Annotated in this window: 20 protein-coding genes, 4 pseudogenes and 1 riboswitch; of the genes and pseudogenes, 7 read left to right on the top strand and 17 right to left on the bottom strand. The window is 59.4% G+C overall.

Annotation, left to right across the window (positions count from 1 at the left end; translation table 11 throughout):
* Positions 1-43 precede the first annotated feature (43 nt).
* Both A9K68_RS28050 and A9K68_RS28045 read left to right on the top strand, forming a co-directional pair.
* Positions 44-256, top strand: coding sequence for a cold-shock protein (locus A9K68_RS28050; RefSeq protein ID WP_008874821.1), 213 nt, complete (start codon positions 44-46; stop codon positions 254-256).
* Between the two features lie 218 nt (positions 257-474).
* A complete protein-coding gene (locus tag A9K68_RS28045; RefSeq protein ID WP_065011145.1) occupies positions 475-1308 on the top strand; it encodes a prephenate dehydratase domain-containing protein in 834 nt (277 codons plus the stop codon).
* Positions 1309-1764: 456 nt separating this feature from the next.
* Here A9K68_RS28045 and hemN read toward each other — a convergent pair whose 3' ends face one another.
* The gene (hemN, locus tag A9K68_RS28040; protein WP_065011146.1) at positions 1765-3099 is read right to left on the bottom strand and encodes an oxygen-independent coproporphyrinogen III oxidase; all 1335 of its coding nucleotides are present in this window, start codon (positions 3097-3099) and stop codon (positions 1765-1767) included.
* A 204-nt stretch (positions 3100-3303) separates the two neighbouring features.
* Positions 3304-3771, bottom strand: coding sequence for a MucR family transcriptional regulator (locus A9K68_RS28035; protein ID WP_065011147.1), 468 nt, complete (start codon positions 3769-3771; stop codon positions 3304-3306).
* 536 nt (positions 3772-4307) lie between these two features.
* Between A9K68_RS28035 and A9K68_RS28030 the strand changes: the two genes are divergently transcribed.
* Positions 4308-5345, top strand: coding sequence for a cytochrome-c peroxidase (locus A9K68_RS28030; protein ID WP_095780368.1), 1038 nt, complete (start codon positions 4308-4310; stop codon positions 5343-5345).
* A 220-nt stretch (positions 5346-5565) separates the two neighbouring features.
* On the opposite strand, the gene tdh is transcribed toward A9K68_RS28030, so the two are convergent.
* The 7 genes from tdh to A9K68_RS27995 all read right to left on the bottom strand — a co-directional run bounded on the left by tdh (position 5566) and on the right by A9K68_RS27995 (position 12699).
* Entirely contained in the window at positions 5566-6618 is a 1053-nt protein-coding gene (tdh, locus tag A9K68_RS28025; RefSeq protein WP_095780367.1) for an L-threonine 3-dehydrogenase, read from the bottom strand.
* Between the two features lie 328 nt (positions 6619-6946).
* Positions 6947-9103: a peptidase domain-containing ABC transporter gene (locus tag A9K68_RS28020; RefSeq protein WP_065007343.1), complete on the bottom strand. Its 2157-nt coding sequence runs from the start codon at positions 9101-9103 to the stop codon at positions 6947-6949.
* 32 nt (positions 9104-9135) lie between these two features.
* Positions 9136-10221, bottom strand: coding sequence for an HlyD family efflux transporter periplasmic adaptor subunit (locus tag A9K68_RS28015; RefSeq protein ID WP_065007344.1), 1086 nt, complete (start codon positions 10219-10221; stop codon positions 9136-9138).
* 511 nt (positions 10222-10732) lie between these two features.
* Positions 10733-10894, bottom strand: a complete 162-nt coding sequence (locus tag A9K68_RS28010) for a hypothetical protein (RefSeq protein ID WP_156768246.1) — start codon at positions 10892-10894, stop codon at positions 10733-10735.
* Positions 10895-10932: 38 nt separating this feature from the next.
* The gene (locus A9K68_RS28005) at positions 10933-11094 is read right to left on the bottom strand and encodes a hypothetical protein (protein ID WP_163603080.1); all 162 of its coding nucleotides are present in this window, start codon (positions 11092-11094) and stop codon (positions 10933-10935) included.
* Positions 11095-11365: 271 nt separating this feature from the next.
* Positions 11366-11527 carry a hypothetical protein gene (locus A9K68_RS28000; protein WP_156768248.1) on the bottom strand — a complete coding sequence of 54 codons (162 nt, stop codon included), beginning with the start codon at positions 11525-11527 and terminating at the stop codon, positions 11366-11368.
* A 228-nt stretch (positions 11528-11755) separates the two neighbouring features.
* Positions 11756-12699 (bottom strand): IS630 family transposase gene (locus A9K68_RS27995; RefSeq protein ID WP_245430216.1). Its coding sequence is split into 2 segments (ribosomal slippage): positions 11756-12361 and positions 12364-12699, totalling 942 coding nucleotides; the frame shifts between segments, so codons are not numbered across the junction.
* A gap of 465 nt (positions 12700-13164) precedes the next feature.
* Here A9K68_RS27995 and A9K68_RS31985 point away from each other — a divergent pair.
* Positions 13165-13315, top strand: a pseudogene (locus A9K68_RS31985) (IS5/IS1182 family transposase); the annotation flags it as partial.
* Positions 13316-13453: 138 nt separating this feature from the next.
* Here the strand turns inward: A9K68_RS31985 and metE are convergent.
* The 4 genes from metE to glyA all read right to left on the bottom strand — a co-directional run bounded on the left by metE (position 13454) and on the right by glyA (position 20169).
* A complete protein-coding gene (metE, locus tag A9K68_RS27990) occupies positions 13454-15799 on the bottom strand; it encodes a 5-methyltetrahydropteroyltriglutamate--homocysteine S-methyltransferase (protein WP_065010981.1) in 2346 nt (781 codons plus the stop codon).
* 112 nt (positions 15800-15911) lie between these two features.
* Positions 15912-16113, bottom strand: a riboswitch (cobalamin riboswitch).
* A gap of 387 nt (positions 16114-16500) precedes the next feature.
* A complete protein-coding gene (locus A9K68_RS27985) occupies positions 16501-17493 on the bottom strand; it encodes an adenosine kinase (protein ID WP_065010978.1) in 993 nt (330 codons plus the stop codon).
* A 108-nt stretch (positions 17494-17601) separates the two neighbouring features.
* A complete protein-coding gene (gene metK / locus A9K68_RS27980) occupies positions 17602-18777 on the bottom strand; it encodes a methionine adenosyltransferase (protein WP_065010977.1) in 1176 nt (391 codons plus the stop codon).
* A 54-nt stretch (positions 18778-18831) separates the two neighbouring features.
* Positions 18832-20169 carry a serine hydroxymethyltransferase gene (glyA, locus tag A9K68_RS27975; protein ID WP_065010980.1) on the bottom strand — a complete coding sequence of 446 codons (1338 nt, stop codon included), beginning with the start codon at positions 20167-20169 and terminating at the stop codon, positions 18832-18834.
* Between the two features lie 102 nt (positions 20170-20271).
* Between glyA and A9K68_RS32525 the strand changes: the two genes are divergently transcribed.
* The 3 genes and pseudogenes from A9K68_RS32525 to A9K68_RS31980 form a co-directional block, all read left to right on the top strand.
* Positions 20272-20454 carry a hypothetical protein gene (locus tag A9K68_RS32525; RefSeq protein ID WP_065010976.1) on the top strand — a complete coding sequence of 61 codons (183 nt, stop codon included), beginning with the start codon at positions 20272-20274 and terminating at the stop codon, positions 20452-20454.
* A 670-nt stretch (positions 20455-21124) separates the two neighbouring features.
* Positions 21125-21743, top strand: a pseudogene (locus tag A9K68_RS27965) (type IV toxin-antitoxin system AbiEi family antitoxin domain-containing protein).
* A pseudogene (locus A9K68_RS31980) lies at positions 21736-22372 on the top strand (nucleotidyl transferase AbiEii/AbiGii toxin family protein); the annotation flags it as partial. The pseudogenes A9K68_RS27965 and A9K68_RS31980, both read left to right, overlap by 8 nt.
* Positions 22373-22380: 8 nt before the next feature.
* On the opposite strand, the pseudogene A9K68_RS27955 reads toward A9K68_RS31980, so the two are convergent.
* From A9K68_RS27955 to A9K68_RS27940, 4 genes and pseudogenes are all read right to left on the bottom strand, one after another.
* Positions 22381-22563 (bottom strand): annotated as a pseudogene (locus A9K68_RS27955) (DUF5131 family protein); the annotation flags it as partial.
* Positions 22564-22613: 50 nt separating this feature from the next.
* The gene (locus A9K68_RS27950; RefSeq protein ID WP_065010975.1) at positions 22614-23045 is read right to left on the bottom strand and encodes a PIN domain-containing protein; all 432 of its coding nucleotides are present in this window, start codon (positions 23043-23045) and stop codon (positions 22614-22616) included.
* On the bottom strand, positions 23042-23341 hold the full coding sequence (locus A9K68_RS27945; protein WP_082982646.1) for a hypothetical protein: 300 nt from the start codon (positions 23339-23341) through the stop codon (positions 23042-23044). The genes A9K68_RS27950 and A9K68_RS27945 overlap by 4 nt, the downstream gene beginning before the upstream one ends.
* 615 nt (positions 23342-23956) lie before the next feature.
* On the bottom strand, positions 23957-24865 hold the full coding sequence (locus tag A9K68_RS27940; RefSeq protein WP_065010973.1) for a hypothetical protein: 909 nt from the start codon (positions 24863-24865) through the stop codon (positions 23957-23959).
* Between the last annotated feature and the right edge of the window lie 146 nt (positions 24866-25011).

Below are 25011 nucleotides of genomic sequence, written 5' to 3'. Positions count from 1 at the left end.
GCTTATGGCCTGCCTACATTGAATGGTTACAAAGGAATACGCTATGGCGACTGGAACGGTGAAGTGGTTCAACAGCACCAAGGGATTCGGTTTTATCCAGCCTGACAACGGAGGTCAGGACGTTTTCGTCCACATTTCCGCTGTCGAACGAGCGGGCCTCTCGACCCTTAATGAGGGCCAGAAGATCAACTACGAGGTCGAACAGGACCGCCGTACTGGCAAATCATCCGCTGGCAGTCTCAGCAAAGCTGGCTGACCTTTTTCTGCTTCTGCCCGGCAAGAGCCGGGCAGAAGTGCCACTGACCGCGCCATAGGAGCGGGCAAGAACACGGATCCCCGCCGACTGGGGCAGCGGATTGTAGCAAGCTGCTAAGTTCTACTGCCACACGATGTTGCAAGCGAAGAGGGGCGGGTCGCAGCCCTCTTACTTCTGCAGCAGATGTTTATCGCATTCTCGATCGAGCGTGCCGGGGAATGAACGAGCAATTCAGCCAGCCTCCAGCGATCGACACCTCCTGGATCAAGAGGGCAGGGTACATTGGCCCTGAGGGGACCTGGACCCATCAAGCCTCGCTGGACCTCTTTGGTGACCAAGTTGAACTCGTTCCGTTCAGCGACGGATTGTTCGAAGCATATGAGAATGGCTGCGTCGACGTTGCATGCGTCCCAGCTACGACCTCTCTGGTCGGAGCCACTCCCTACCTCGACCAAGTCTTGAGCTTGAGGTCTCCCACCATTATCGCCGAGTACCCGAAGGTCCTGAGCTACAGCCTCATGGCCAGCAAGGATGCGAGTTTCTCGATGATCGCTAAGGTGGTGGGCCACCCAGTGGCCCTGCAGGAGGGGGCCGGGTGGCTCGACGAGAACATGCCCAATGTCGAGCGAGAGAGCCGTCGGGGATCGACATCTTTCGTGGCAGAGCAAAAATCTCCCTCGATTGCAGCATTTGGTCCTGGGCTTGGTGCCAAGCTGTACAATCTGCAGATATTGCGAACAGGAATTGAAGAAGGGCTGCATAACGTTACGCGGTGGTGGGTGCTCGGGCGCAGGACCCCTGCGCCGACAGGATTTGACCGGACGACACTTCACCTCCGCGTTTCAGAGCAAAATCTCAGTTGTGTCCTGAACAGGTTCTCGAAGGACGATTTAACCGTTCTCAATGTCTATCAGCGTCCGACATGCGAGCGGCTGGACACCCATCAGTATGTCATCGATGTCGCTGGACACGTTTTGACGCACCCGGCGCTGGCCGCGTTGGCGGAGATTGATGGCCTGAGAATTTTCGGATCGTACCCACGTCGCTATTAGCTAGGCTAGGCTAGGCGAGGCTAGGCTAGGCTAGGCTAGGCTAGGCTAGGCTAGGCTAGGCTAGGCTAGGCTAGGCTAGTTTCCGTCCATAGCCCCAAAACGTTGATCTTCATCACTGACGAACAAGGGGCTGCCGCATCGAACTTGATGCGATGTACACGTAATGCCGCGAGCCATGGACGAGATCATCGCGCCGACGATCTTGTCGTTCCCGCCAGTTTCTTGCCTGCGAAACGGAGTATTGATAGGCACAGATGTCGACCGGCCGGGCATCTCACAAAACCAGTGACCGTTGTATGACTGTGACGCGTTGTGGGCGGCACGCTCGTCCATTCGGGAAGGTCCATCACTTCAATCCGCGAAGGGGCGCCGTGACCGGGGCCTGCGGCATTTTTACGAGCGTGCCGTTTGGCACGAGCTTATCGCTTTGGCGCCCCTCACGCTGCTTGGCTGTGCTTATGGGACAACCCGGTCGAGAAAAGCATCGAATGCGGCAGCAACAGCGCGAATCACGAAGCGATGCTCCTGCCGCACCCGGATGAGACCGTTTTCGATGTCCACTACCCCGTCCTCGGCCAGCTTCGCCAGGCGTTCAGCTGAATCGAGAAAGCGGGTTGGATCGAATCCATGGGCCGCACAGATTGCCGGCACATCGGCCTCCAAATCGCACATCAGCCGCTCGATGATTGCGGCTCGCACGCGGTCTTCGTCTGTGAGCCGGCAGCCTTTTGACGTTGCCAGACGGCCCCCTGCTATGTGCCGGCTGTAGGACTCGTGTGTCACCTCGTTCTGGACGTAACCATCGCCGACCCGCCCGATAGCCGACGCGCCGAAACCGATCACGGTTTTGCAGGTGTCGGCCGAGTAACCCAGCGAGTTACGGCGTAGCCGACCGCGGGTCTGCGCCAGCGTAAGTTCGTCGTCCGGCAAGGCGAAATGGTCGAGGCCGATCTCTCGGTAGCCGGCCGCAACCAGCGTATCTGCCACGGCCGCAGCCTGTTCGGCGCGGGCGACGCTGTCCGGCAGCGCAGTCTTCTCGATCAGGCGCTGATTCTTGATCACCGATGGAATATGCGCATAGCAGAACACCGCAAGCCGGTTGGGACGCATGGCGGCGGTTGCCGCCGCAGTCTGGACGCAGGACTCTACCGTCTGATTCGGGAGACCGAACATGAGATCGACGTTGATGCCGCTTACTCCATGCCGGCGCAGCTCTTCGACGGCAGCGGCCGTCTGCGCCTCGCTCTGGACCCGGCTGATCGCTTTCTGAACAATTGGATCAAAACTCTGCACCCCGAGACTCGCGCGGCTCACATTGGCTGCTCCCAGTGCCTCGGCGATCTCGCGCGTGAACGTGCGCGGGTCAATTTCGACGGCGATCGTAGCGGGCTCCCTGAACGCGAAGCGGCGGCGCAGGAGTTCGATCATGGCCAAGAATTCCGCTGCCCCGATCAGGGTCGGGGTTCCACCGCCGAAATGCACGTCGTTCACGACGAGCCTCTGCGGCACTTGCTCCGAGACCAAACGGATCTCGTCACGCAGATCGGCCACATAGTCGAGGATCGGACCATGGTTGCGGGCAATTGTGGTCGGAAAGCCGCAATACCAGCAAATCGATCGGCAGAACGGAATGTGGAGATAGAGCGACACCGGATCGTCAGCCGGCAGACCTCTTAGCCATTCCTCATAGCTTTCTGCGCCGACCGCTGCGGAGAACTCCGGCACAGTCGGATAGATGGTGTACCAAGGCAGGAGAGCCTCGCGATGTTCTTTCAGGATAGAAGTCTGCAACAGTTTCCCTCCCAAGTTGACAACTGTCCTCCTTTTACCCCTGCGATCTCCTGTGTCTCTGCGCTATGTCAATTCCATTCCGCTTCGCGCCGTGTAATCACACCGTGCAAGGAAAAGGCGGGATTTGATCCCGCCTTTCGATGTTTCGCTCACATCATGCCGATCGAGCCGCCAGCCCCACAGCGGGTCTGGATGAGGAAGAAGTCACGCTGGTACCTTCTTTCTGGACCGCTTCTCCGGCGCCGAGACTTCAGGCTCTTTCGGTTTGCGGCCGAGTCCCATTGTCTTGGCCAACGCAGAGCGGGCAGCCGCATAGTTCGGCGCGACCATGGGATAGTCCGCCGGCAGACCCCATTTGGCGCGATATTCATTAGGGCTCAGCCCGTAATGGGTCGACAGATGACGCTTTAGCGATTTGAATTTCTTCCCATCCTCAAGGGAGACAATGTAGTCCGGCGTCACCGATTTTCTGATCGGGACCGCCGGCGTCAACACCGTCGGCTCTTGTGCCGAGACGCGACCGGCCGCCGTGCCCTTCAAAGCTTCGTGCACTTGGCCGATCAGGGCTGAAAGGTCCCCCACCGGAACGGGATTGTTGGAAACATAGGCTGAGACAACATCTGTGGTAAGCTGGATGAGGTTGTCGATGTTTTTGAAGTCTTCTTCTGGCATGAAACTCTCCGGTGGATTGGTCTGCGGAGCGTCGCTTCTAGTGGTGATTTCCGGTGAAAGCAACAAATGTCACGACAGGATTGTTCGTTGCTCGTCCAAGATTGAGGTCTATAGCACCACATCACGCGGTCGTGACACTGATCTGCCTGGTAGTCGCTGTCCCATAACTGCGCCAGTGTCCGCCTTTCCGTTCCGATCTCGTCCGTCTGAATTGCAGAGGGAAGACGCAGAAAGCTTGTAAACCATGAGCCGTGCACTCGATGGGGGCAGAAAAGCTTGCGCGTATGAAACAGGCTGGCGTTGCGCCAGCATGTGGCGACAGGCCACAGAACCGACCAAACCCTCAGGCGAACAAACAGCGACTGCGCGCGCGCCACCATTGAATCCGCCGTCGGGCGATGAATCGCAGTCAATGTCTCCGCCGCTCGATTGGCTTGGTCGACAGGCACGATTCCCTCGATCCGCTGATCTAGCGCAGGGCGTTCGCAGGCCGCATGTGGAGAATGGTTTCCGTGCACATCGTAAGGACTCCATTTATGAAAATTCTATTCCCTGCGGTGGCTGTTGCGCTTGTGGCAGCCACAGCTTTTGCTGCGCAGTCCATTCCGCCAGACCTCAGAGAAACGGCACTGGCCACCTTCAAGCCCTTGCCATTCACGCCGGCGCTCGCCAACAACCCGAGCACGCCGGACAGGATTGCCCTCGGCAAGGCACTGTTCTTCGATCCACGCCTCTCGTCCTCAGGCGTTTTCTCCTGCAACTCGTGCCACAACCTGGCCACCGGGGGCGACGACAATCGTGAAACTTCGATTGGCCATGGTTGGCAGAAGGGGCAGCGCAACGCGCCGACGGTGTTTAACTCTGTCTTCAACAAATCACAGTTTTGGGACGGTCGCGCCGAAGACCTGAAAGCTCAGGCCAAAGGGCCGATACAGGCCGGTGTCGAAATGGCCAACACACCGCATCGAGTGGTCGAGACGTTCAAATCGATGCCGCAATATGTGGAGTTGTTCCATTCAGCTTTCCCGGATGAGGCCAATCCCATCACCCTCGACAATCTAGTCAATGCACTCGCAGACTACGAGGCGACACTGGTCACGCCGGCCCCCTTCGACGCCTTCCTCAATGGCGATGAGACCGCCATCGGTCCCAAAGAGAAACAGGGCCTGGCCCTTTTTATCGAAAAGGGCTGCTCGTCCTGCCATTCCGGTGTCAATATTGGTGGGGAAGGCTATTATCCATTCGGCCTCGTTGAGAAGCCTAGCGCCGACATTCTGCCGGAGAACGACAAGGGACGATTCGCCGTCACCAATGTACCCGAGGATTCCTATGTTTTCCGCGTGCCGTCGCTGCGCAACGTAGCAATCACCGCGCCATACTTTCATTCGGGCAAGGTCTGGGACCTGAGCGAGGCCGTCGCCATCATGGGCACCACCCAGCTTGGCCAAGAGCTAACGCAAATCGAAATCGATCGGATCGTTGCCTACCTTAATTCGCTGACCGGAAAGCGACCGGAGATCACATATCCCATCTTGCCAACTGAAACGCCCACAACACCTCGACCTCGATCCTAGGCATTGGGAAAACAGGCGATCGCGTCGGGGGCCAATGAGCATTCCTTGACCGATCTGGGCGAATGGCCACAAGCGCAGCCGTCCGATTGGGCCGTGATACGTCGCGGCACGATTGAGCGTCGCATGTTGGTGGCATGAGCCACTGCCTTGCACCAGCGATGCCCCTCGCGGGGAGATCGACGGCAGCCAGGGTGGCGTTCCCGTCAGCACCTCCGCAAAGTCACATCGACCAGTCGCCCTGCCAGTCCATCACCACCTTGCCGGAATTGCCGCTCTTCATCGCCTCGAAGCCGGAAATATAGTCGTCCACGCCGATGCGGTGCGTGATCAGGCCGCTGACATCCAGCGGACCCTGCACCAGCGCGATCATCTTGTACCAGGTCTCGAACATTTCGCGGCCATAAATGCCCTTGAGATGCAGCATCTTGAAGATGACCTTGTTCCAGTCGATCTCGAAGCCGGTCGGCGCAATGCCCAAAATGGCGATCTTGCCGCCATTGTTCATGGTGTCGATCATGTCGCGGAAGGCGGGTGCCGCACCCGACATTTCGAGGCCGACGTCAAAACCTTCGGTCATGCCGAGCGCCGGCATGATATCGCGCAGCTTTTCCTTCGACGCGTCGACCACATGCTGGACGCCGAGCTTTTTTGCCAGCGCCAGCCGCACCGGGTTGATGTCGGTGATGACGACCTTTCGCGCGCCGACGCACTGCGCCACCAGCGCACCCATGATGCCGATCGGGCCGGCGCCGGTGACCAGCACGTCCTCGCCGACCAAATCAAAGGACAGTGCGGTGTGAACCGCATTGCCCAAGGGATCGAAGATCGCGGCGATCTCGTCGGGCACGTCGTCGGGGATCGGCACGACGTTGTGCTGCGGGATCGCCAGATATTCACCGAAGGCGCCGGGCCGGTTGACGCCGACGCCGAGCGTGTTGCGGCACAGGTGGCCCCTGCCCGCCCGGCAGTTGCGGCAATGGCCACAGACGATGTGGCCTTCGCCCGATACGCGCTGGCCGACCTTGTATTCGGTGACCGCCGCGCCGAAATCGGCAACCGTTCCGACGAACTCGTGGCCGGTCACCATCGGCACCGGCACGGTCTTCTGCGCCCACTGGTCCCAATTGTAGATGTGGACGTCGGTACCGCAGATCGCGGTCTTGCTGATCTTGATCAGCACGTCGTTCGGACCGATTTCCGGCACCGGCACTTCTTCCATCCAGATGCCCGGCTCGGCCTTGGCCTTGACCAGCGCCTTCATCATGTTCGACATCAGAATCTCCTTACACGTAGTGTGGTGCGACCAACCGCTCGACCGCACGGACCGCCATATCGCCACCGTGCTTGCCGGCAGCCTGAGCAAGGAGCGTGAGCGGGCCACTTCCTCCCGCAGACCTGGCAGGCGCCTTCCCCAGCTGGTGAAGCTACCGGCAGGGCAGGAGGTTCACCGCTTCTACACAGCCTAGCGGGAGCCGATCTTCTTTGACCGCTCGACCGACGGGCGGTTCAGCGCTCCCGACGGCTCCTATGGCGTTCTGATGAGCCCACCAGCGCGAAGCCATGATTGGTCTTGGGATCTGCAATGTCCTCACCTGAAGCTGTTAGCTGGTTTCGGTTTGCACTCTCCACAAGCGAGCGTAAGCGCCTTCAGTTGCCACCAAATCAGCATGCCTTCCCTCCGCAACAACCCGCCCCTTGTCCAAGACCACTATCTTGTCGGCGCAACGGACGGTGCTGAGTCGATGAGAGATGATGACTATGGTCTTGCCGCCCCGACGCAGATCCTCAACCACTCGCAGGACAAACGCCTCGGCGACCGAGTCAAGAGAGGAGGTTGCTTCGTCGAGGATCAGGATCTCCGGATCCCGATACAGAGCCCGAGCCAACGCAAGGCGCTGCTTCTCGCCTCCGGAGAGGCGTACGCCGCTTTCGCCTAGATAGGCCTGGAAGCCACCGGGCCAGCGCTCGATCACCTCCCGCAGCCCTGTTTGATCGCAGATTTGGAGAATCTTTTCGACGTCCGGCTCGAACTCGCCAAGGGCGATGTTGTCGATCACCGAGCCCGAGAACACGTCGACCGATTGCGGCACCGCAGCCACAACCTTACGCAGGGATACGGTCGAGAGGTCCTGGAGGGCATAGCGGCCTATCCGTATGTGTCCACCCTCAAGCGGGTAGACATTCTGCAGCAGCGCCGCAAGGGTGCTCTTGCCCGAGCCGCTTTCCCCCACCACCGCTGTCATTTCCCCCTGACGGAAGGTGACGCTAAGATCCTGGAAAAGCTCGAGCTGGCTACCATGGCGGAACGTGACCTTCTCCAGGTGGATGTCGCCAATGTGGGATTTGTCGGCATTGATGCCGCCACCGCTTCCCGGCTCTAGGTCGAAGATCTCGAACAGGCGATCCGCCGCGATAAAAGCATCCTGAACGATCCGGTTGGTCTGAATCAGACTGGCAACCGGCCGGGTGACATAGCCCAGCAAGGTGTAGCAGGACAGTAATTCGCCGGGCGTGATGGTTTGATCGAGGGCAAGCGTCGTTCCGAACCACAGCAGCACGATGGTGAATAGAGTTGCGAGGAAAGTCGAGGTACTGTCTCCAAAGATCGAGATCAGGCCGGAGCTGTAGACGGAATGAAGCATCTTGATGAAGCGGGTCTCCACCTGGAAGTTCGCGAAGCTCTCCATGCCGGAGATCTTGATCGTGGAGACAGCTCCGAGTGACTCCACCAGTTGCGTTTCAAGTTCGGCAGCGTTCTCCATCATGGCGCGCTGTCGATTCCTATGCAGCCGGTTGATGGTCCAATAGACGGAGAGGTACAACGGGATGGAGGCCGCTACGACCAACGCGATCTTCCACGAGTAGATGAACATCAGTCCTAACGAGAACAGTATCATTAGCACGTCGACGAACATGTTGATCGAGACGTCGTTCAGGAAGCTCCTGATCTTCACCGCGTCATTCATGCGGGAAATGATTTCGCCCATGCGCATCGTGTCGAAGAACTTCTGAGGCAGGCTTAGGATGTGATTGTAATAGCCAAGGATTAGGTGGACGTCGATCTTCTGTCCCGTTTGCAGGACGAGCCGGTTTCTGAGGAGATTGATTACGACCTGTACAATCAAGATCAGCAGCATGGCGACGCTCATCAGGTTGAGCAGATTTCGGTTGCCCGCTGTAATCACATGATCGACGATTTTCTGGACGTAAATGGCCGTCGAGAGCCCAAGGATCGTCGTCACCAGGGCCCCGGCGAGAGCCTGCGCCATCGCCGCCTTGTGTGGCGCAAGCAGACGTACGAAACGACCTAGGGGTGAGCTGGTCTCGTCGCGGCGCTTGAAGGTGTCTGCCGGAACCAGGAGCACCAGGGCGCCAGTCCATTGCTTTTTGAATTCCTCGTGCGCCAGCTTGCGGATTTCACCATAGGCTGGGTCCATGACGATGACCCACCTGGCATTGATCGCCTGGACTACGACGAAGTGATGCAGGACCTCGTTGACGATTACGTGCGCGATGGCGGGCTTGGGGATCTTGTATAGGCTGTCGAAGCCACCCTTTACCCCCTTGGCAACGAAGCCCAGCTTCCGGGCCGCTTCCATGAGGCCCAGCACAGTAGTGCCGGAGCGGTCGGTCGAGGCATACTGCCGGACGCGCGACAGCGGCAGCTTGTAGCCATAGAAGGCCGCGACAGAAGCAAGGCTGGCGGCCCCGCAATCGGTGATGTCGCGCTGCTTGAACTTGATGGCTTTGCTCGACATAGCGGCTCGCTGACTTTTTGGAAAATGAAGGATCAGTGGCTCGCCAGGAGCGGATTGAGCCAATCGTCGGCCTCGTTGTACAGGAGTCCCAGGACACTGCGGTCACCCAGGAGGAAGCGGGCCCGGACGGTCATGCCTTTCTTCAGGTTACCGATGACCCCGTGCTTGAGGGCGAGGTGGCGGCGAGAGAGCGCGCAGCGGACCTTGAAGACCGGTCTCCCGTCGTGCAGGGTGAAGTCGTGCGCCACGTCGAGCACCGTCGCGTCAATGACACCCCATTGATTGTAGTTGAAGGCATCCACTTGGAGACGCACCGACTGGCCCGGGCGGACAAAGCCGATGTCGTTGGGGGAAACGAAGATTTCCGCCACCAGTTCACCATCCGGCGAAACCCAAGCGACGGTTTGCCCGGCCTGGACGTAGCTGCTGGAAGCGAGGCCCGAGAATTGCTCGAGAGCGCCTGATACGGGGGCTCGAATGAGAGTCAGGTCCCGTTCGCTCTCAAGCTGATGCACGGTGGCCGTGAGTTCCTGGAGGCGCAGGTTAACGTCGAACAGCTGCTGGTTCCATTCGGCCAATTTGCGCCGGGCGAGGATCTCGCCCTGGATCTCGACATTCTGAAGTGCGAAGGCGTTTTCCTCAACGGACTTTGCCGGTGCTACAGCAGCGGAGAGCAGTCGCTTAGCACGCTCAAGTTCCGCGGCCGCATTATCGCGGGCATATCGGTTCTCCCGCAGCAGGTTGAGGAAATGGGCGCGCTCGGCCGTGGCTGACTCGGTTAAGAGGCGGATCGGGTCCTTGGCTTGCGTGCCGGAGGAGATCAGGGTTTCGAGGTCACTGGCAAAATCGCTCTTCGCGCGAATATCGCCTTTAAGCGCCCTGAGCTTTTCCTCAACCACCCCATCATCGAGGGCGAGGATCTCTTGCCCCTGAGCAACCAGATCGTTTTCGGCGGCAAGGATGCGGGAGATGCGTCCGGAGACCGGCGCCACCAGGGGCGTCTTCTCGACGGTGGGTCGAATAATACCGGCACTTTGGAAAGATACCATTACTGTGATGAAAGGCAGCGAGACCAGCGCCGCAGCCACAGAGAGCAAAATAATCTTGTAGATGATCAAAGATCTATATGATCCTCGAGAAAGGATGCTCTCTGCAGTGCAGTTGGCAAGTTCAGGAATAAGTGAGATATTGATCACGGTCTCGCTGGTCACAATGATATTGATCTATGATGTTGCCAATCATCCACCATGTCTTCGGCGCGTACTACATCAACGAATCCTACAGCAGAAACTGAGGCTATGAACCAAGGGCCACCGGAAGTCGATGATCCCGCTTCTCGGGTTAACTCGGTCAAGCCGTATACTGATATGTCGGTATCCATTGTTTTCCTTTCCAACATTCAACGATGAAAGTCGGCGATCATTCTGCAGCTCGGCAGCACTCCCCCGCGCCTAAAGGCGGCAATACCCATGCCGACTACGCAAATAGAGGCCAAAAAGGCGTTCTGTAGCTTATTCCAAACCCAACTGAGAGTGCGTCGGCCGTACATCACGCATACGACAAACCAGGCGACATCTGCCTGGAGGTGACCGAGGTCAACCCCAGGCGGCGCGAATATTATGGATCTTCTTAATGATGCTTAATATATGTTATCACGGCTGCTATACCCAGTGCTATCGCAGCAACTCCGCCAAATACTGCCGACGCCAGCCAGAACCACCCTCCGGACGTTGCACATGCTTCTTCGCGCGTTAACTCGGTCACACCATAGGCTTGCAGATTGGTCTTCATTTTTTCTCCTTTCTTAGAGCTTGAAATGTAAGGGTGAATCAGTGATTTGGGTCGGCGACTTTTGCCCCTATGCTTACAGCTGCAAGGCCGAACGTCCCCAAAATCGCGAAAGCTATTGCCCAAAACATCCCTCCCGAAATTGCAGATGCTTCTTCGGGAACCAATTCGGTCACACCATAAGCTGACATTTCCGCCTTCATTTGTTTTCTCCTTTCCCAGAGCTCAAAATAATACGATGAATCAGTAATGCACGCTCGGCGGCGTGTGCCGCCGTCCAACGAGAACATCAAGAGTCGTGCCAACTGCACAGGAAGCTCCGGAACAGCGCTTATGCTTTTTTGTTTCGGCGGCTTAATTGAGAGCGCGGCGGCACGCCGGGCCGAACATCACGCTGTCAGCGCGACAAACCAGGCCACAGCTGCCTGGAGATGACAAAGGTCAACCCCAGAGCAGTCGCGAATATTATGGATCTTAATGATGCTTAACATATGTTATCACGGCTGCTATACCAAATACTAACGCAGCAACTCCGCTAAATACTGCGGACGCCAGCCAGAACCACCCTCCCGACGTTGCACATGCTTCTTCGCGCGTTAACTCGGTCACACCATAAGCTTGCATATTGGTCTTCATTTTTTTCTCCTTTCCTAGAGCTTGAAATGTAAGGGTGAATCAGTGATTTGGGTCGGCGACTTTTGCCCCTATGCTTACAGCTGCAAGGCCGAACGTCCCAAAATCGCGAAAGCTATTGCCCAAAACATCCCTCCCGAAATTGCAGATGCTTCTTCGGGAGCCAATTCGGTCACACCATAGGCTGAGATATCGGTCGTCATTGTTGGCCCATTCTAGAGCACGTCCGGTTTAATCCGGTTCATAGCCTGCGGCCTTGAAGTAGTTTTCGCATTCTGTTGGCGTAAAAAGGTCGACGAGCGCGCCGACGGTGTCCCATAGGGCTGCGATTGTTCGCTCGGCCCTCGCCCGCAGGAGCGCCTTGAGCTTTGCGAAGGCGTTTTCGATGGGGTTGAAGTCGGGGCTGTAGGGCGGGAGGAACATCAGCTTTGCACCGGCGGCTTCGATCGCCTCGCGCACGCCCCCGGACTTGTGCGCCGGCAAATTGTCCATGACGACGACGTCGCCTGGCGTCAGCGTTGGCGCCAGCACCTGCTCGACATAGGCGAGGAACACGACCCCGTTCATGGCGCCGTCGTAGACGAAGGGCGCGGTCATTCCGGTCAGCCTGAGCGCGCCGGTGAAGGTCGTGGTCTTCCAGTGACCGTGCGGCACGCCGGCCCGGCAGCGTTCGCCGCGCAGCGCTCTTCCGCGCAGGCGAGCCATCTTGGTCGACAGCCCGGTCTCATCGATGAAGACGAGCCTTGCCGGATCGAGGTCGAGCTGGCCGTCGAACCAGGCACGCCGGCGCTTCAGGATGTCGGGGCGATCTTGCTCCAGTGCGTGTGCGGACTTTTTTTGAACGTCCAGCCGTGCCCCCGCAGCCAGTCGCTCAACGTGCTGCGGCCGATGCGCATGGACCGCTCGGCCAAGAGCCGCTCCACCATCTCGTTCAGCGTGATGTCCTTGCGCTCCTCGATCATCCCGATGATGAAGTCGGCATGGGCGTCGAGACGCGAGCCGCGCCGTCGTCCCTGCGGTCGTGGTGTCGTCTCGCCCATCCGGGCTCTGCCGATCCAGCGGATCGCACTCGATATCCCGACACCGAACCGAGCCGCTGCTTGCCGGGCCGATGCTCCTTCACCCGCAGCCTTCACGACACGTGACCGCAGATCCTCACCAAGTGCTCTCGCCATCGTCCACCTCCATAAAAGTGGACGTTGAATCAGCCAAACCGATTCGCGTCACATCACAATCGATTCATCGATCGCCGGACGTGCTCTAGTGCTGAATAAGAGCATGAATCAGTGATACCGGTCGGACGCGTATGCCGCCATACCACTAGAACATCAAGAGTCGTGCCAACTGGGTAGGAAGCGCCTCAGAAAAACTGTTCTGCACGTTATCAATGGCTTCACTGAAAGCGCGGCAACACGCCGGGCCCAACATCGCCGTGTCGCTAACTCGACAAACCCGACAGTAGGGGCCAACCCAAGGTGCGTCGGTCTCCTTAGGTCGGCGCTGAGGTCCGGGTTCGTACGTCGGGCCGCGACCGGGACATCCATTGTGCAACCGAAGCTACGTCATCGAAGCGACGAGTCCGGCTGTAACGGACTCGACTGGATCGGCCGCTATCTCGATGGTGCCGGTGCTCAGGCGGCATCCTCAAGCGTTGGCCCTCGGTGAAGTGTCTGTTGGCCGCTGGCGCCTGTGAGAGGCTGCAGCTCATGGACAAAGCCGTCTTCCTTCATTTCGTGGCGAAATCATCCGTCCTTCGGACGACCAGAAGCGCTTCCAGATCCTGCCCGCCGCTGAGTCGTCGCGCGGACCTTCGGCTGGACGACAAGGGTGGGGGGCCTCGCACGCGTCTTCGAGCAGTGCGCGGCTTTTCGATGCCGTTCCTTCTGCCTTGAATTCGATCCGCGAATCCGCTGGTCACATGTTTGCCGGTCACACTGGCCCAGCGACCTGCGCCCGCTCTTTCTCCCGCAGCGCGCATGCGGCAGCGACCATGTTCATGAGGGCAGGCCGGACCTCCTCCCATTTCCTTGTTTTGAGGCCACAATCCGGATTCACCCACAGTTGGCCGTCCGACAGTCGCGCGCGGGCAAGTTGGGCGAGATGTAAAATTTCGCCGACTTCCGGGATACGTGGTGAGTGAATGTCGTAGACGCCAGGACCGATGTCATTCGGATATTTGGACTTCGTGAAGGCGTCTAGCAGTTCCATTTTGGAGCGCGACGTCTCAATCGAAATCACGTCCGCGTCCAGTTCAGCGATCGAGTCGATGATCTCATTGAACTCAGAATAGCACATGTGGGTGTGAATTTGGGTCGCGTCCGCTACACCCGTTGAAGCGAGCCGGAAGCATTCGACAGCCCAGCCGAGATAATGTTTCCAGTCGGACTTCCGCAGGGGCAAGCCTTCGCGAAACGCGGCCTCATCGATCTGGATCACCCTTGCGCCAGCTCTTTCCAGGTCGGCCACTTCATCGCGGATGGCGAGCGCGATTTGGCGGCAGACCTCGGCGCGGGGTACGTCGTCGCGCACAAAAGACCAGTTAAGAATGGTCACTGGGCCTGTGAGCATGCCCTTTACCGGCTTTTTCGTCAGCGACTGGGCAAATTGCCACCAGAGGACCGTCATCGGATTGGGCCGCGATACGTCGCCGAAGATGATGGGAGGGCGCACGAGCCGGGAGCCGTAACTTTGCACCCAGCCATGCTGGGTGAAGGCGAGGCCGGACAGCTGCTCGCCGAAATGCTGCACCATGTCGTGTCGTTCGAACTCGCCGTGTACCAGCACGTCCAGCCCGATCTCCTCCTGCCAACGCACAGCCGCCTCAGTCTCCTTCTTCAGGAAGGCCTGGTAGTCGACATAGCTCAGCCGGCCCTTCGCGTGAGCGGAGCGCGCCCTGCGCACCTCGGGCGTCTGCGGGAAGGACCCGATGGTCGTCGTCGGGAACGGCGGCAGGCGGAGCGTGTCGGCCTGGACTCTCGAGCGCTTGGCAAATGCGCTCTTTCGTTGCTTCATGACGCCGTCAATGCTGCTAATTCGACCGTGGACGAGCGGATCATGGACCTTTGTAGACATTGCGCGCGCGGCGGCCGCCTCGGCAGAAGCTTTCAGTGAGCCTGCTACGGCCTCCCTGCCTTCGGATAAGGCTTGGGCCAGCACGAGCAGCTCTTCAGTCTTCTGGGCGGCGAATGCCAGCCACGAACTGACGTCCACATCCAGCGCGGTCTCCATCCGCAGGTCCATCGGCACATGAAGCATCGAGCAGGAAGGCGCAATCTCGACGCGATCCAGCGGCCAGCCGGCAACGACCGGCTTGATGCGGTCGAGAATGGCAGCCAGGTTCGCGCGCCAGACGTTGCGGCCGTCGATCAAGCCAAGTGAGAGCACCAGATCCTTCGGTGCGAGCCGACCAACCGTCTCCAACTGCTCGGGAGCGCGCACGAGATCGAGATGTAGGCCCGCCAGGCGCAGCGAAAGCGTGGTCTCGAGATTGTCCCCGAGCGGCCCGAAATAGGTAGCCAGCATAATTTTCAACTTGGGCGCGGCTTTCGACAGCTGGCCATAGGTGAATTCGAAGGCAGCTCGTTCGATCGGGTTAAGATCGAGCACAAGCGCCGGCTCATCAATCTGCACCCAGTCCGCCCCCGAGAGCTCCAGCGTCCGCAGGAGTTGCTCGTAGACGGGCAGCAGCCGCGGTAGGAGCGCTATCGGATCGAAACCCTGGCCGGGAGACTTCGCCAGCTTGAGGAAGGTGACCGGTCCAAGGATGACCGGGCGTGTATGGATGCCAAGCTCTTTTGCCTCCAGAAAGTGATCGACTGGGTTCGTCGACGAGAGCGCGAATGTCTGATCCTGGCTCAGCTCCGGCACGATGTAGTGGTAGTTAGTGTCGAACCATTTGGTCATTTCCATCGCGGTTACGCGCTGCCCCTGAACTGCATGCCCGTGACTGGCGTGTCCACAACCCGCAGTATCGCCTTGCGTCCCGCGCGCCATCGCGAAGTAGATGTCGAGCGGGACCTCGCCGCCCGTCCAGCCGTAACGAGCTGGCACGGCGCCGACCATTGCTGCGGTGTCGAGCACATGGTCATACAGTGAGAAGTCGTTCGACGGGATTTTCGACACGCCGCGGTCGTGCTGCTCGCTCCAGCTGGCGGCACGGAGTGCCTTCGCCGTCGACAGAAGGTTGGCAGCAGAAGATTTTCCGGACCAGTAGCTTTCGAGCGCGAATTTCAGTTCTCGCCGGCGACCGACACGCGGCATGCCAAGCGTTGCTATGGGAACTTGCTGGGAGACATTCATCCCACCCCCGATGGTTGCGGCGGGGACAAGGAAGGCGCTAGCAGGCCGGCATAAACGCCGAGCTGCCGCGGCCACCAGACACCCCGCCCGTGACGTTGTTTACCGTGGCAGGTCTCCTGGCTCGCGGGTCACAGCCTCTGCCCCGTCTTCCCGGGGCAGTTCGCCCCAGTGACATTGATGGGTCTGGCTCGCCGCTTACAGTTGCGGGGGCAGCGCCGGCATTGCACCGGCTTCCCTCTTAGCTCTGCTACGGCAACGCCTAGCGGAGAACCACGACACGCGGACAATCGCAGCAGCCCGCTTTGTTGTCAATGAGGTATAAAGAAATGTTTATGTGTTTATGTGAACTGTTCACCTGCGGCTCCCAATTCGGAGGTCGCCGTAGAGCTGAGCCTTCTGCGCCACTCTCCGGTGTGCGCAGGCTGTGCCTGGCCGCTCGGGCTATCTGCCATTTGTACGATCCCGTCCCAAAACGACTTCGTCAAAAATGGCGCGTGTTGGCCATTCATGATCGGGCAGTACTGGCCCGAAGTGCGACAACGTTCCTGAGCCTCAACAACCAGAAATTTGGAGAAAAACCGCCATCCTTCTCGGACTGGTACGCGTTCGATTTACACGCGCTCGTCTGGACAGCCTGCACAACAGGAAGGTGGGCAACACGTGGCGGAAATGCCGCCCTACAGCGAACCCGCCTGTTCAGCCTCGCGGCGCAAATTCTGCCGGGGTCTGGGGCCGATCTGCTGGATCACCAATCCGGCCGCCAGTGAGCCAAGGTCGCCGCAGGTCTGCAGGTCGCGGCCTTGCGTGTAGCCATGCAGGAAGCCGGCGGCATAGAGATCGCCGGCGCCTGTCGTGTCAACCAGTTCCTTGATCGCGGTCGCCTTGATCACCACGGTCTCGCCGCCGCGCACGATCACCGAGCCCTTTTCAGAACAGGTCACGGCGGCGATCCTGCAATCCGTGCGGATCTGCGCCAGTGCCTCGTCGAACGAGGCGGTCTGGTACAGCGACTTGATCTCGTGGCTGTTGGCAAACACGATGTCGACGGTGCCCGAGCGCATCAGCTCCAGAAACTCCTCGCGGTAGCGGTCGACGCAGAACGAATCCGACAATGTCATCGACACTTCGCGCCCGGCTGCGTGGGCGAGCTTCGCCGTCTGCCGGAACGCTTCCTTGGCGCGCGGCGGGTCCCACAGATAGCCCTCGAAATAGGTAACGGCGGCGCCCGACGCCTTGTCCGCCTCGACATCCTCCGGACCGAGCTCGACGCAAGCGCCGAGATAGGTGTTCATCGAGCGCTCGCCGTCCGGCGTGACGAAGATCATCGAGCGCGCCGTCGGCGGTTCGCCATTGAGCGGCCTGGTGTCGAAGGCGACGCCCTGGGCGTGCATGTCATGGGCGTAGATCTCGCCGAGCGTGTCATTCGAGACCTTGCCGAAGAAGGCGGCGCGGCCGCCGAAGCTGGCGACGCCCGCCGCCGTGTTGCCGGCGCTGCCGCCGGAGGCTTCGATGGCCGGGCCCATGCGGCTGTAGAGCAGCTCGGCGCGCCTCATGTCGATCAAATTCATCGCGCCCTTGATGATGCCGTTCGTCTCAAGGAATGCCTCGTCGCACTGGGCGATGATGTCGACAATGGCATTACCGATACAAAGCACGTCATAGTCCAGCATCTATTCATATCTCCGCCAAAAACCCACCCTCTGCCGCGCCGGGCGCGGGCGGGTTTTTGCAGGTGTGGAATGGAGTTGCCGTATGCCGCTGCATCCAACATCGGCGCATCACGCTGCTGCCGGTCCTGCCTCACGCAGCAGGTCCTCAGCTCTGTCCGTCCTTTCCCACGTGAACTCCGGCTCTTCGCGGCCGAAGTGTCCGTATGTCGCGGTCTTGCGGTATATTGGGCGTAAGAGATCAAGCATCTTGATGATGCCTTTCGGTCGGAGATTGAAAAGCTCAAGAACGACGCGCTCGATCCTTTTTTCGTCGATCTTTGCGGTTCCGAAGGTATTGATCAGGATAGACACCGGCGCGGCCACACCGATCGCGTAGGCAAGCTGAACCTCGCAGACATCCGCAAGGCCGCTTGCAACGACATTTTTTGCGACGTACCGCGCCGCATAGGCGGCCGAGCGATCAACCTTGGACGGGTCCTTGCCCGAAAAGGCGCCGCCGCCGTGACGCCCCATCCCACCGTAGGAATCGACGATGATCTTGCGTCCGGTGAGCCCGCAGTCGCCGCGCGGCCCACCGACCACGAACCGGCCTGTTGGATTGACCAGGAACCTTATCCCCGTCGTATCCAAGTCGTGGGGCAAGACCGGCCTTATGATCTCCTCAATGACGCCTTCGCGGACTGTGGCTTGTGAGACCTCCTCGTCATGCTGCGTCGACAGGACTATGGTATCAAGCGCTACCGGGCGCAAACCCTCATAACGGACGGACACTTGAGATTTAACGTCCGGGCGAAGCCAGCCAAGGCGTCCGGTTTGGCGCACCTCTGCCTGTTTTTTTGTCAATTCGTGAGCGAGTTGGATTGGCAACGGCATCAATGTTTCGGTCTCGTTGCACGCGTACCCGAACATGAGGCCCTGATCCCCCGCTCCCTGCTCGAGATCCTGCCCTCGTCCCTCGTCGACGCCCTGGCTGATGTCAGGCGACTGCTCGGTCAAGGCCAAGATCACGGCGCAACGCCGGCCGTCAAAGCCGATCGCATCGTCGTCATATCCAATGTCCAAGATGATATCGCGGGCAACTTGGCTGTAGTCGATCTGCGCGTCGCTGGTGATCTCGCCAGCCAGAACGACCATCCCTGACTTCACCAACGCTTCACAAGCAACACGAGCCGTAGGATCCTTGCGGAGGATCGCATCGAGGACGCCATCTGAGATATTGTCGGCCATCTTGTCGGGATGTCCCGCGCCGACGGATTCGGAAGAGAACACGAATTGTCTGGTCATGGAATGTCCTCGCTTCAAACGTTGGAATTGGATGTGACAGTTGATCTGGCCGTCTTACCTGTCGGAGATGCCAGGCACGTCGAACGCAGCGCAGAAGTCGGCAACGTCTCTGCGCACCCTGGCATGCACGTCCGAATCATCGGGCTGGCGACAGACCAGGTCGATGAAAGCGGCAATCTGCACCATTTCCGCCTCGCGCATGCCCACAGACGTCACTGCTGGCGTACCTAAGCGTATGCCGCTGGTGAGCGCGGGATGGCGCCGGTCGCCCGGCACCATGTTGAAATTCGTAATGATGCCCGCTTGCGACAAGCGCTCGGCATAGGCTTTCCCGGATAGCGGCCGGTCCCGAAGATCAAGGATCAGCATGTGATTGTCAGTGCCCCCCGTGACGAGCTCATAACCTCGCTGTAGAAGCGCCTGGGCCAGCGCCTTGGCATTTTTGACGATCTGCTGACCGTACACACGGAAGGACAGGTTCCCTGCTTCCTGCAGAGCGACAGCTAGCGCGGCAATCGTATTCATGTGCGGTCCGCCCTGGAGGAGAGGGAACACGGCACGGTCTATGCGTTTGGCCAGATTGTGTTTGCTCTTGGAATGATAGAGCGCCTGATAGCGGTCTTCATTCCTTGACAAGATGAAGCCACCGCGAGGGCCGCGGATCGACTTGTGAGAGGTGCTGGTGACCACATCGCAATGGCCAACAGGATTCGGATGCACTCCTGCGACAACGAGGCCGGTGATGTGGGCGATGTCGGCCACCAGATAGGAGTTCACCTCGGAAGCGATTTCGGCCATTGCCTCATAGTCAAAGATACGCGGATAAGCAGTTCCGCCGACCCAAATGAGCTTCGGTCGTTCCCGTTTGGCCGTCTCGCGCAAGCGGTCATGGTCAATCTGCTGCGTCTTTTCGTGCAGCCCGTACGGAACTCGCTGATAGTCAGTGCCGGAGAAGTTGACGACCCAACCGTGAGTCAGATGCCCGCCGCCGGGGAGGGTCAAGCCCATCATCTTGTCTCCCGGACACAACAGCGCTCGACAGACAGCCTGATTGGCCGGCGAGCCGGAATAAGGCTGCACGTTGGCGTGTTCACAGCCGAATAGCGCCTTCAATCGCCCGATGGCGAGGTTCTCAAGCTCATCGACGATCTCGTTTCCGGCGTAGTAGCGCGCGCCGGGATATCCCTCGGCATACTTGTTAGTGAAAATAGACCCGGTCGCTTCCAACACCGCCGAGGACGCGAAGTTCTCGGAGGCGATAAGTTTGAGGGTCGTCCGCTCCTGGCGCTCCTGTCTTACAAGCAGCTCGTGAACGCGAGAATCTACGGCAGCCAGGTGAGGCCACCCGTAAGTGTCAGGCTCCGCGATGGCGCCGCCAGTCGAATTGTTCATATCAGCTTCGCGCTCCATTGGGACTAAGTTTCAGGACAAGCAGGCGGCCACCTTGGACCGCGCCCCCTGTATCGCCTCCAGGCGCTGTAGGTCTTGTGTGTGATGGCCATCGCCGTGGGGCAGGAGATCAACCAGCAATTGAACCAAGCCGCCGTCCGAGCCTCCTGCTTCGAGGTGGTACGAAGGCCAGGGGCGCTGTTCGTTGCCGAGAAGAAAGCCGGCTCTGGCGAGCTGGCGGACGTGTGCGACCACGTGCTCGCGAGACAGACTCAGAACTTCTGCTAGCTCGCAGACGGTTAGGTCCGCATGCGCACAAAGTCCCAGGATTCGAAGTCGATCAAGATGAGCCGCGGCCTTTAGGCGCATGACCAGTGTCACCATCGGCCGGCACTCCTTGTATTGACTTCGTCCATTTGGCGTCCTCCCACTAATTTCAGAGGCAATCTTGCCGTCCGGCGAGGTCAATACGCCCGACCGCATCGCAGATCGTTTCCGATACGCCACGGTCTCGACCCGCGGCCCAAATGACAGGCTCAACGTACATATTCTCAGCGGTTTAGAGTGCTAAAAGTCCGCGATTTTCTTTGAAGGATCTGTTGCGACACGTGCATACCGGCTAGGATGCGCCCCAGCACAACGGCGGCTGCGCGGTAAGGCCGGCTTGCGAAGATGCGGCGAACGGCCGAGGCCTTCATGCGCTGGTCCCCGCGCGATGGGCAGGACGCTCAGCATCGACGGGGATGAAAAATCCATGTTGTCCATGGCTCCGATCTCTATCCCGATGGACCACATCCCTGGGAAACCAATATCCTGCTCGAAGTCGCCGCCGTCCACGGCGAACTCAAAGCATGGCTGCGGCGCAAGGCTCAATGCAGCTGACGATTGGCTTCATTGATTCTCAACAAGTGATACAAATCCTCGGACTGTAACCCCTTAGTCCCGAGATTTCGTATCAATGCCAGAGCCCGCTCCCCAGCGCCAAATCGCCCACGCACTTCTGACAGTGCGCGGAATCGCGCGTCTCGCGGAGCTGCGCAACGCCGGCGTAACAGCGGCCACGATGAGTCGCATGGAACGGGATGGGGAGGTGCTCCGGCTCGCACGCGGCCTCTACCAGCTCTCCGATGCGCCGCTCGACGCCAATCATAGCCTAGCCGAGGCTGCCAAGCGCGTACCCAAAGGCGTTGTCTGCCTTGTGTCAGCCCTGGCATTCCACCAGCTGACCGATCAGCTTCCGAGACAGGTATGGCTGGCCATCGGCCCAGAAGGACTGGGCTCCCAAACCCAACGGCACACCCATTCGCATCGTGCGTTTTACCGAAAGTCTGCTCAACGACAGCGTCGAAACTCATGTTGTCGAGGGCGTGACCGTAAAGGTCTTTGGGGTTGTCACAACAATCGCGGACTGTTTCCGATATCGCAACAAGATCGGCCTGTCGGTGGCGATCGAGGGCCTCCAGGAAGCGCTTCGCCAGCGCAAGGCCACGCCCGGCGAAATTGCCAGGCAGTCCGAGCGTGGCGGTGTCGCCACGGTCATCCGGCCGTATATCGAGGCGCTGACTGCCAATGGCTAAAGAGATCAAGAACATCGGCGCCTCGGTGCGCGCACGTCTGCTGCAACTCGCCAAGGTAAGTGGCCAGAGCTTCGATCTGGTTCTGACCCGCTTCGCCCTCGAGCGGCTGCTTTTCCGGCTTAGCCAGTCACCCCACGCCGACCGTTTCGTGCTGAAGACGCGATGCTGATGATGAGCTGGTTCGATGATCCGCACCGCGGCACCCGCGACCTTGACCTGCTGGATTTTGGCGATCCGAGCGCGGAGCCAATGCTGGCGACCTTTCGGGAGGTCCTGGCGCAGGACGCCGGCGATGGCGTCGAGTTCGACGCTGACGCACTCCGGGTCGACCGCACACGCGAGGAGCTGGAGTATGGTGGTCTCAGGCTGCGGACGACGGCCTCGATCAGCGGCGCCCGGGTCAGCCTGACGATCGACATCGGCTTTGGCGATGCGCTGGAGCCTGGTGCCGAAGAGCTGGACTATTTTTCCATGCTCGACTTCCCATGCCCCGGCTGCGGGCTTATGCGCGGGAAACTGTCATTGCCGAGAAATATCAGGCGATGGTGGCGCTGGGGCGGGCGAATAGCAGGATGAAGGACTTCTACGACATCTGGATTCTCAGCCGATCCTTCACCTTCGACGACGACGCCTCGCGGTCTTCCCGCACCACGCCATTCCACACCGTGCGCTTTCCCGTTTTACGGGTAAGCCCCGCATATTTCGCGATGCCCATGGCCTCAAGCCGTCTGGCCATCTCCATTGCATAACAATGGGTGCAGCCTGCCGTAACGATCGAGCACCCTGCGACCGGGTTCCAAGTGGAGTCTGTCCACTCTATCTGAGTTCAGTCATCTTACCCTCCCGAGCATTCCTTGACCCGCCGCCGCATCAGACCGCTCCGCGTATCGGATTGACGACCTCGAGCCCGGCAAAGTCTTTTTCGTTATCCGTTACCAGCACGCACTCGTTCGCTCCGGCGACAGCGGCGATGATCATGTCGAGCCCGCTGCGCGGCTTGCCGGCCGCTTTTCCTCCTGCCATCAGCCGCGCCCAGATCAGCCCGGCTTTGTCGTCGAACGAGAGGATGCGGCCCGCAAACAGCGCCGGCGGCCCCTCAGGCCCAGAGAACCACTTTTCAAGTGCGTCGCGTTTTTTCCCGCGCGGCTTCTCCAGAACCCCGCGAAGAATTTCCGCAACGGTCAGCGAAGCGATAAACAAATCCTCGTCACGCTGTCTCGACATCCATGCCAGGAGCGATTCCGACGGCTGCGATTTGACGACATTGCTGATGATGTTGGTATCGAGGAGGTAGCCTGTCACAGGTCGATCTTCCGTCCCTCTTCATGGGGGCGGGAAAGATCGAGGTCAGCTCCCACCAGCGGCGAACGACGCAATGCGGCGAGGATCCCGCCAGGCTTGGGTGGCTCGCCCGCGATGGTCTGGCTGACAGCAGCGCGCAGGCTAGAGGCATCCGGCCCATCTTCGGCCAGGCGGCGAGCCAAAGATCGAATGAGGTCGCGATCAGCATCGCGGCCAAGCACTTCGAAGCGCGCCAGGCCGCGCTCGCTGAGGCGAGATCGATAGTTTTGAATGGCGCGTTTTTGCGAGCTGCCCATAGTTGCCTCCGACATATTTCCAGTAATATAACCAGAACGCAGGGTTTGATCAAGGCGCGGGCAGTCCGGGCGGTGCTCCCTTGCGGTTGGATGGCATCGGTCTAGGATGCGTGATATATGTTGCGCGACGGTATTTAACGAGCGTCAAGCAGCCGCCGGGAGGCCGCGAGGTGCAAAATCGTCCAACTGGTCCCGATAGTTTACGAAACTTCAAAATTCTCTCGTTGCCAGAAAACATTTGGCAGTGAAAGGGCCGTCTGTCTCTGTCACCATCAGATCGATGGGCAAGTGCAGGCGAGAGAGCGGCCGCGATCCGAACGGGTCATCTCGGCTTTGACGGAGAAATAGCAGCCGAGCATCGCCGCACGTTCGAGCCTCGCTTTTGCTTCCGGTGAACCAGTGAAGCACGACGGTGCCGCGATCCTGCGGGAGATATTGTTCCTGCAGGTGCCGCCGCTGCTCGCCTTAAAACTGTCAGAAATGTGTGGCGAGCGCCCAGACACCCGTATCACGATTCACTAAGGCTCAGGTGTTCAGCTCCGCGCTTCCGACGCGACCAGGCTCTGAAGCCGCACCTCCAAGATAATAGGTTTTCCGTTTGCCGGATGGAGGCGGTCAGAAACCCAACGCTTTGGCCAGCGTCGGTTCAAGAACCAGATGCGGCCGACCTCCCTTTTCGCGAAGCTCCATTGCCCTGATGATCTTCGTGCCTTCGTGGCTGTGCTTCCAGTCCCGAGACGCTTCGGCCGCGACGATGAGGTAGTCGGTCTGGCCGCAGACGGTGTCCTTCCAATCACCGCCGCGTTCGCAAATCATCGCAGCGATTACCTTTCGCGGGCCGATGACGAATTTTCCTGTCAGGACGAACATCCGGCTCGGAATCACGAACTGGCTTGCATCCTCCAAGGCGCCGTCAATGACACCCACATTGCCGAAGGTAGGCAGCCCCGTGTCTGTCGCGCTGTCGCCGACAAGACGGGCAATCCACCCGCATATGTCTTCTGCCTCGTCGGCGGTTATGCGACCGTCAGCAAAAGACCTTCTGGCAGTTTCTCCGAGAGATGCCACGCGGCTGTCTCTGCGCAGGACAACACTCGAGTCCAACCTGGACAGCAGTTTTTCGACCTCTGCTGCCGTGATGGAGTTGTCGCAGGCGATACCGGCACAGAATCCGTAGAACTCGTTGACTTCGTCCTTGTCGTCAGCTGCGACAAACTCCCGTGAGCGTATGCCGATTATTGTTTCAAGGACGGCGTAGATCTCTTCGGGCGCGTTACCCCAAATATCCAGATCTCGGATGAGCTCGGCAGCATCATCGTCGTGAAGAAGGGACAGGAACTGCTCAGCTTCGACCCTGAGTGGCGGCATCTCCGCCCGCTCGACCCGCTCGCTGGCCATCACGCCCTTCAAGAACCCGAGCCAGTACCCCAACGCCTTGCGGTGATTTGCCTGCGCATGGACTCTACCGAGCGCGGCCCCTTCGTGTTCGAGTTTACCGCTCCTTCCGCGGAACACTTCAACCATTGTCGCCCCCTCGACTCTACTTTTCGATTGTAGCAGACATCACAACACTCACCTATCCGACGACTAGACAACGCGTGCCGAAACCGGAAGACTTAATCCCGTTAGCTCGTTGCTTTCGACAAGGATAGGGCCAGGTTGCCACCCCC

The sequence above is a fragment of the Mesorhizobium sp. AA22 genome (assembly GCF_001672375.2).
In the GTDB taxonomy this organism is placed as follows: Bacteria; Pseudomonadota; Alphaproteobacteria; order Rhizobiales; family Rhizobiaceae; genus Mesorhizobium; species Mesorhizobium wenxiniae.
Note: the sequence above shows the minus strand (reverse complement) of the source record. Positions and strands in the feature narration are given on the sequence as shown.

Excerpts from the sequence above, each read along its gene's own strand:
- A9K68_RS27985 (WP_065010978.1), bottom strand. The coding sequence starts at position 17,493 with ATGCTGGACTATGACGTGCTTTGTATCGGTAATGCCATTGTCGACATC.
- A9K68_RS28010 (WP_156768246.1), bottom strand. The coding sequence starts at position 10,894 with ATGAAGACCAATCTGCAAGCCTATGGTGTGACCGAGTTAACGCGCGAA.
- A9K68_RS28035 (WP_065011147.1), bottom strand. The coding sequence starts at position 3,771 with ATGCCAGAAGAAGACTTCAAAAACATCGACAACCTCATCCAGCTTACC.
- A9K68_RS27940 (WP_065010973.1), bottom strand. The coding sequence starts at position 24,865 with ATGGTTGAAGTGTTCCGCGGAAGGAGCGGTAAACTCGAACACGAAGGG.
- tdh (WP_095780367.1), bottom strand. The coding sequence starts at position 6,618 with ATGTCGAACATGATGAAGGCGCTGGTCAAGGCCAAGGCCGAGCCGGGC.
- A9K68_RS28030 (WP_095780368.1), top strand. The coding sequence starts at position 4,308 with ATGAAAATTCTATTCCCTGCGGTGGCTGTTGCGCTTGTGGCAGCCACA.
- A9K68_RS28045 (WP_065011145.1), top strand. The coding sequence starts at position 475 with ATGAACGAGCAATTCAGCCAGCCTCCAGCGATCGACACCTCCTGGATC.
- A9K68_RS28050 (WP_008874821.1), top strand. The coding sequence starts at position 44 with ATGGCGACTGGAACGGTGAAGTGGTTCAACAGCACCAAGGGATTCGGT.
- A9K68_RS32525 (WP_065010976.1), top strand. The coding sequence starts at position 20,272 with ATGGCCATCGCCGTGGGGCAGGAGATCAACCAGCAATTGAACCAAGCC.
- A9K68_RS28000 (WP_156768248.1), bottom strand. The coding sequence starts at position 11,527 with ATGAAGACCAATATGCAAGCTTATGGTGTGACCGAGTTAACGCGCGAA.
- A9K68_RS27945 (WP_082982646.1), bottom strand. The coding sequence starts at position 23,341 with ATGGGCAGCTCGCAAAAACGCGCCATTCAAAACTATCGATCTCGCCTC.
- A9K68_RS28020 (WP_065007343.1), bottom strand. The coding sequence starts at position 9,103 with ATGTCGAGCAAAGCCATCAAGTTCAAGCAGCGCGACATCACCGATTGC.
- A9K68_RS28005 (WP_163603080.1), bottom strand. The coding sequence starts at position 11,094 with ATGAAGGCGGAAATGTCAGCTTATGGTGTGACCGAATTGGTTCCCGAA.
- metK (WP_065010977.1), bottom strand. The coding sequence starts at position 18,777 with ATGACCAGACAATTCGTGTTCTCTTCCGAATCCGTCGGCGCGGGACAT.
- glyA (WP_065010980.1), bottom strand. The coding sequence starts at position 20,169 with ATGAACAATTCGACTGGCGGCGCCATCGCGGAGCCTGACACTTACGGG.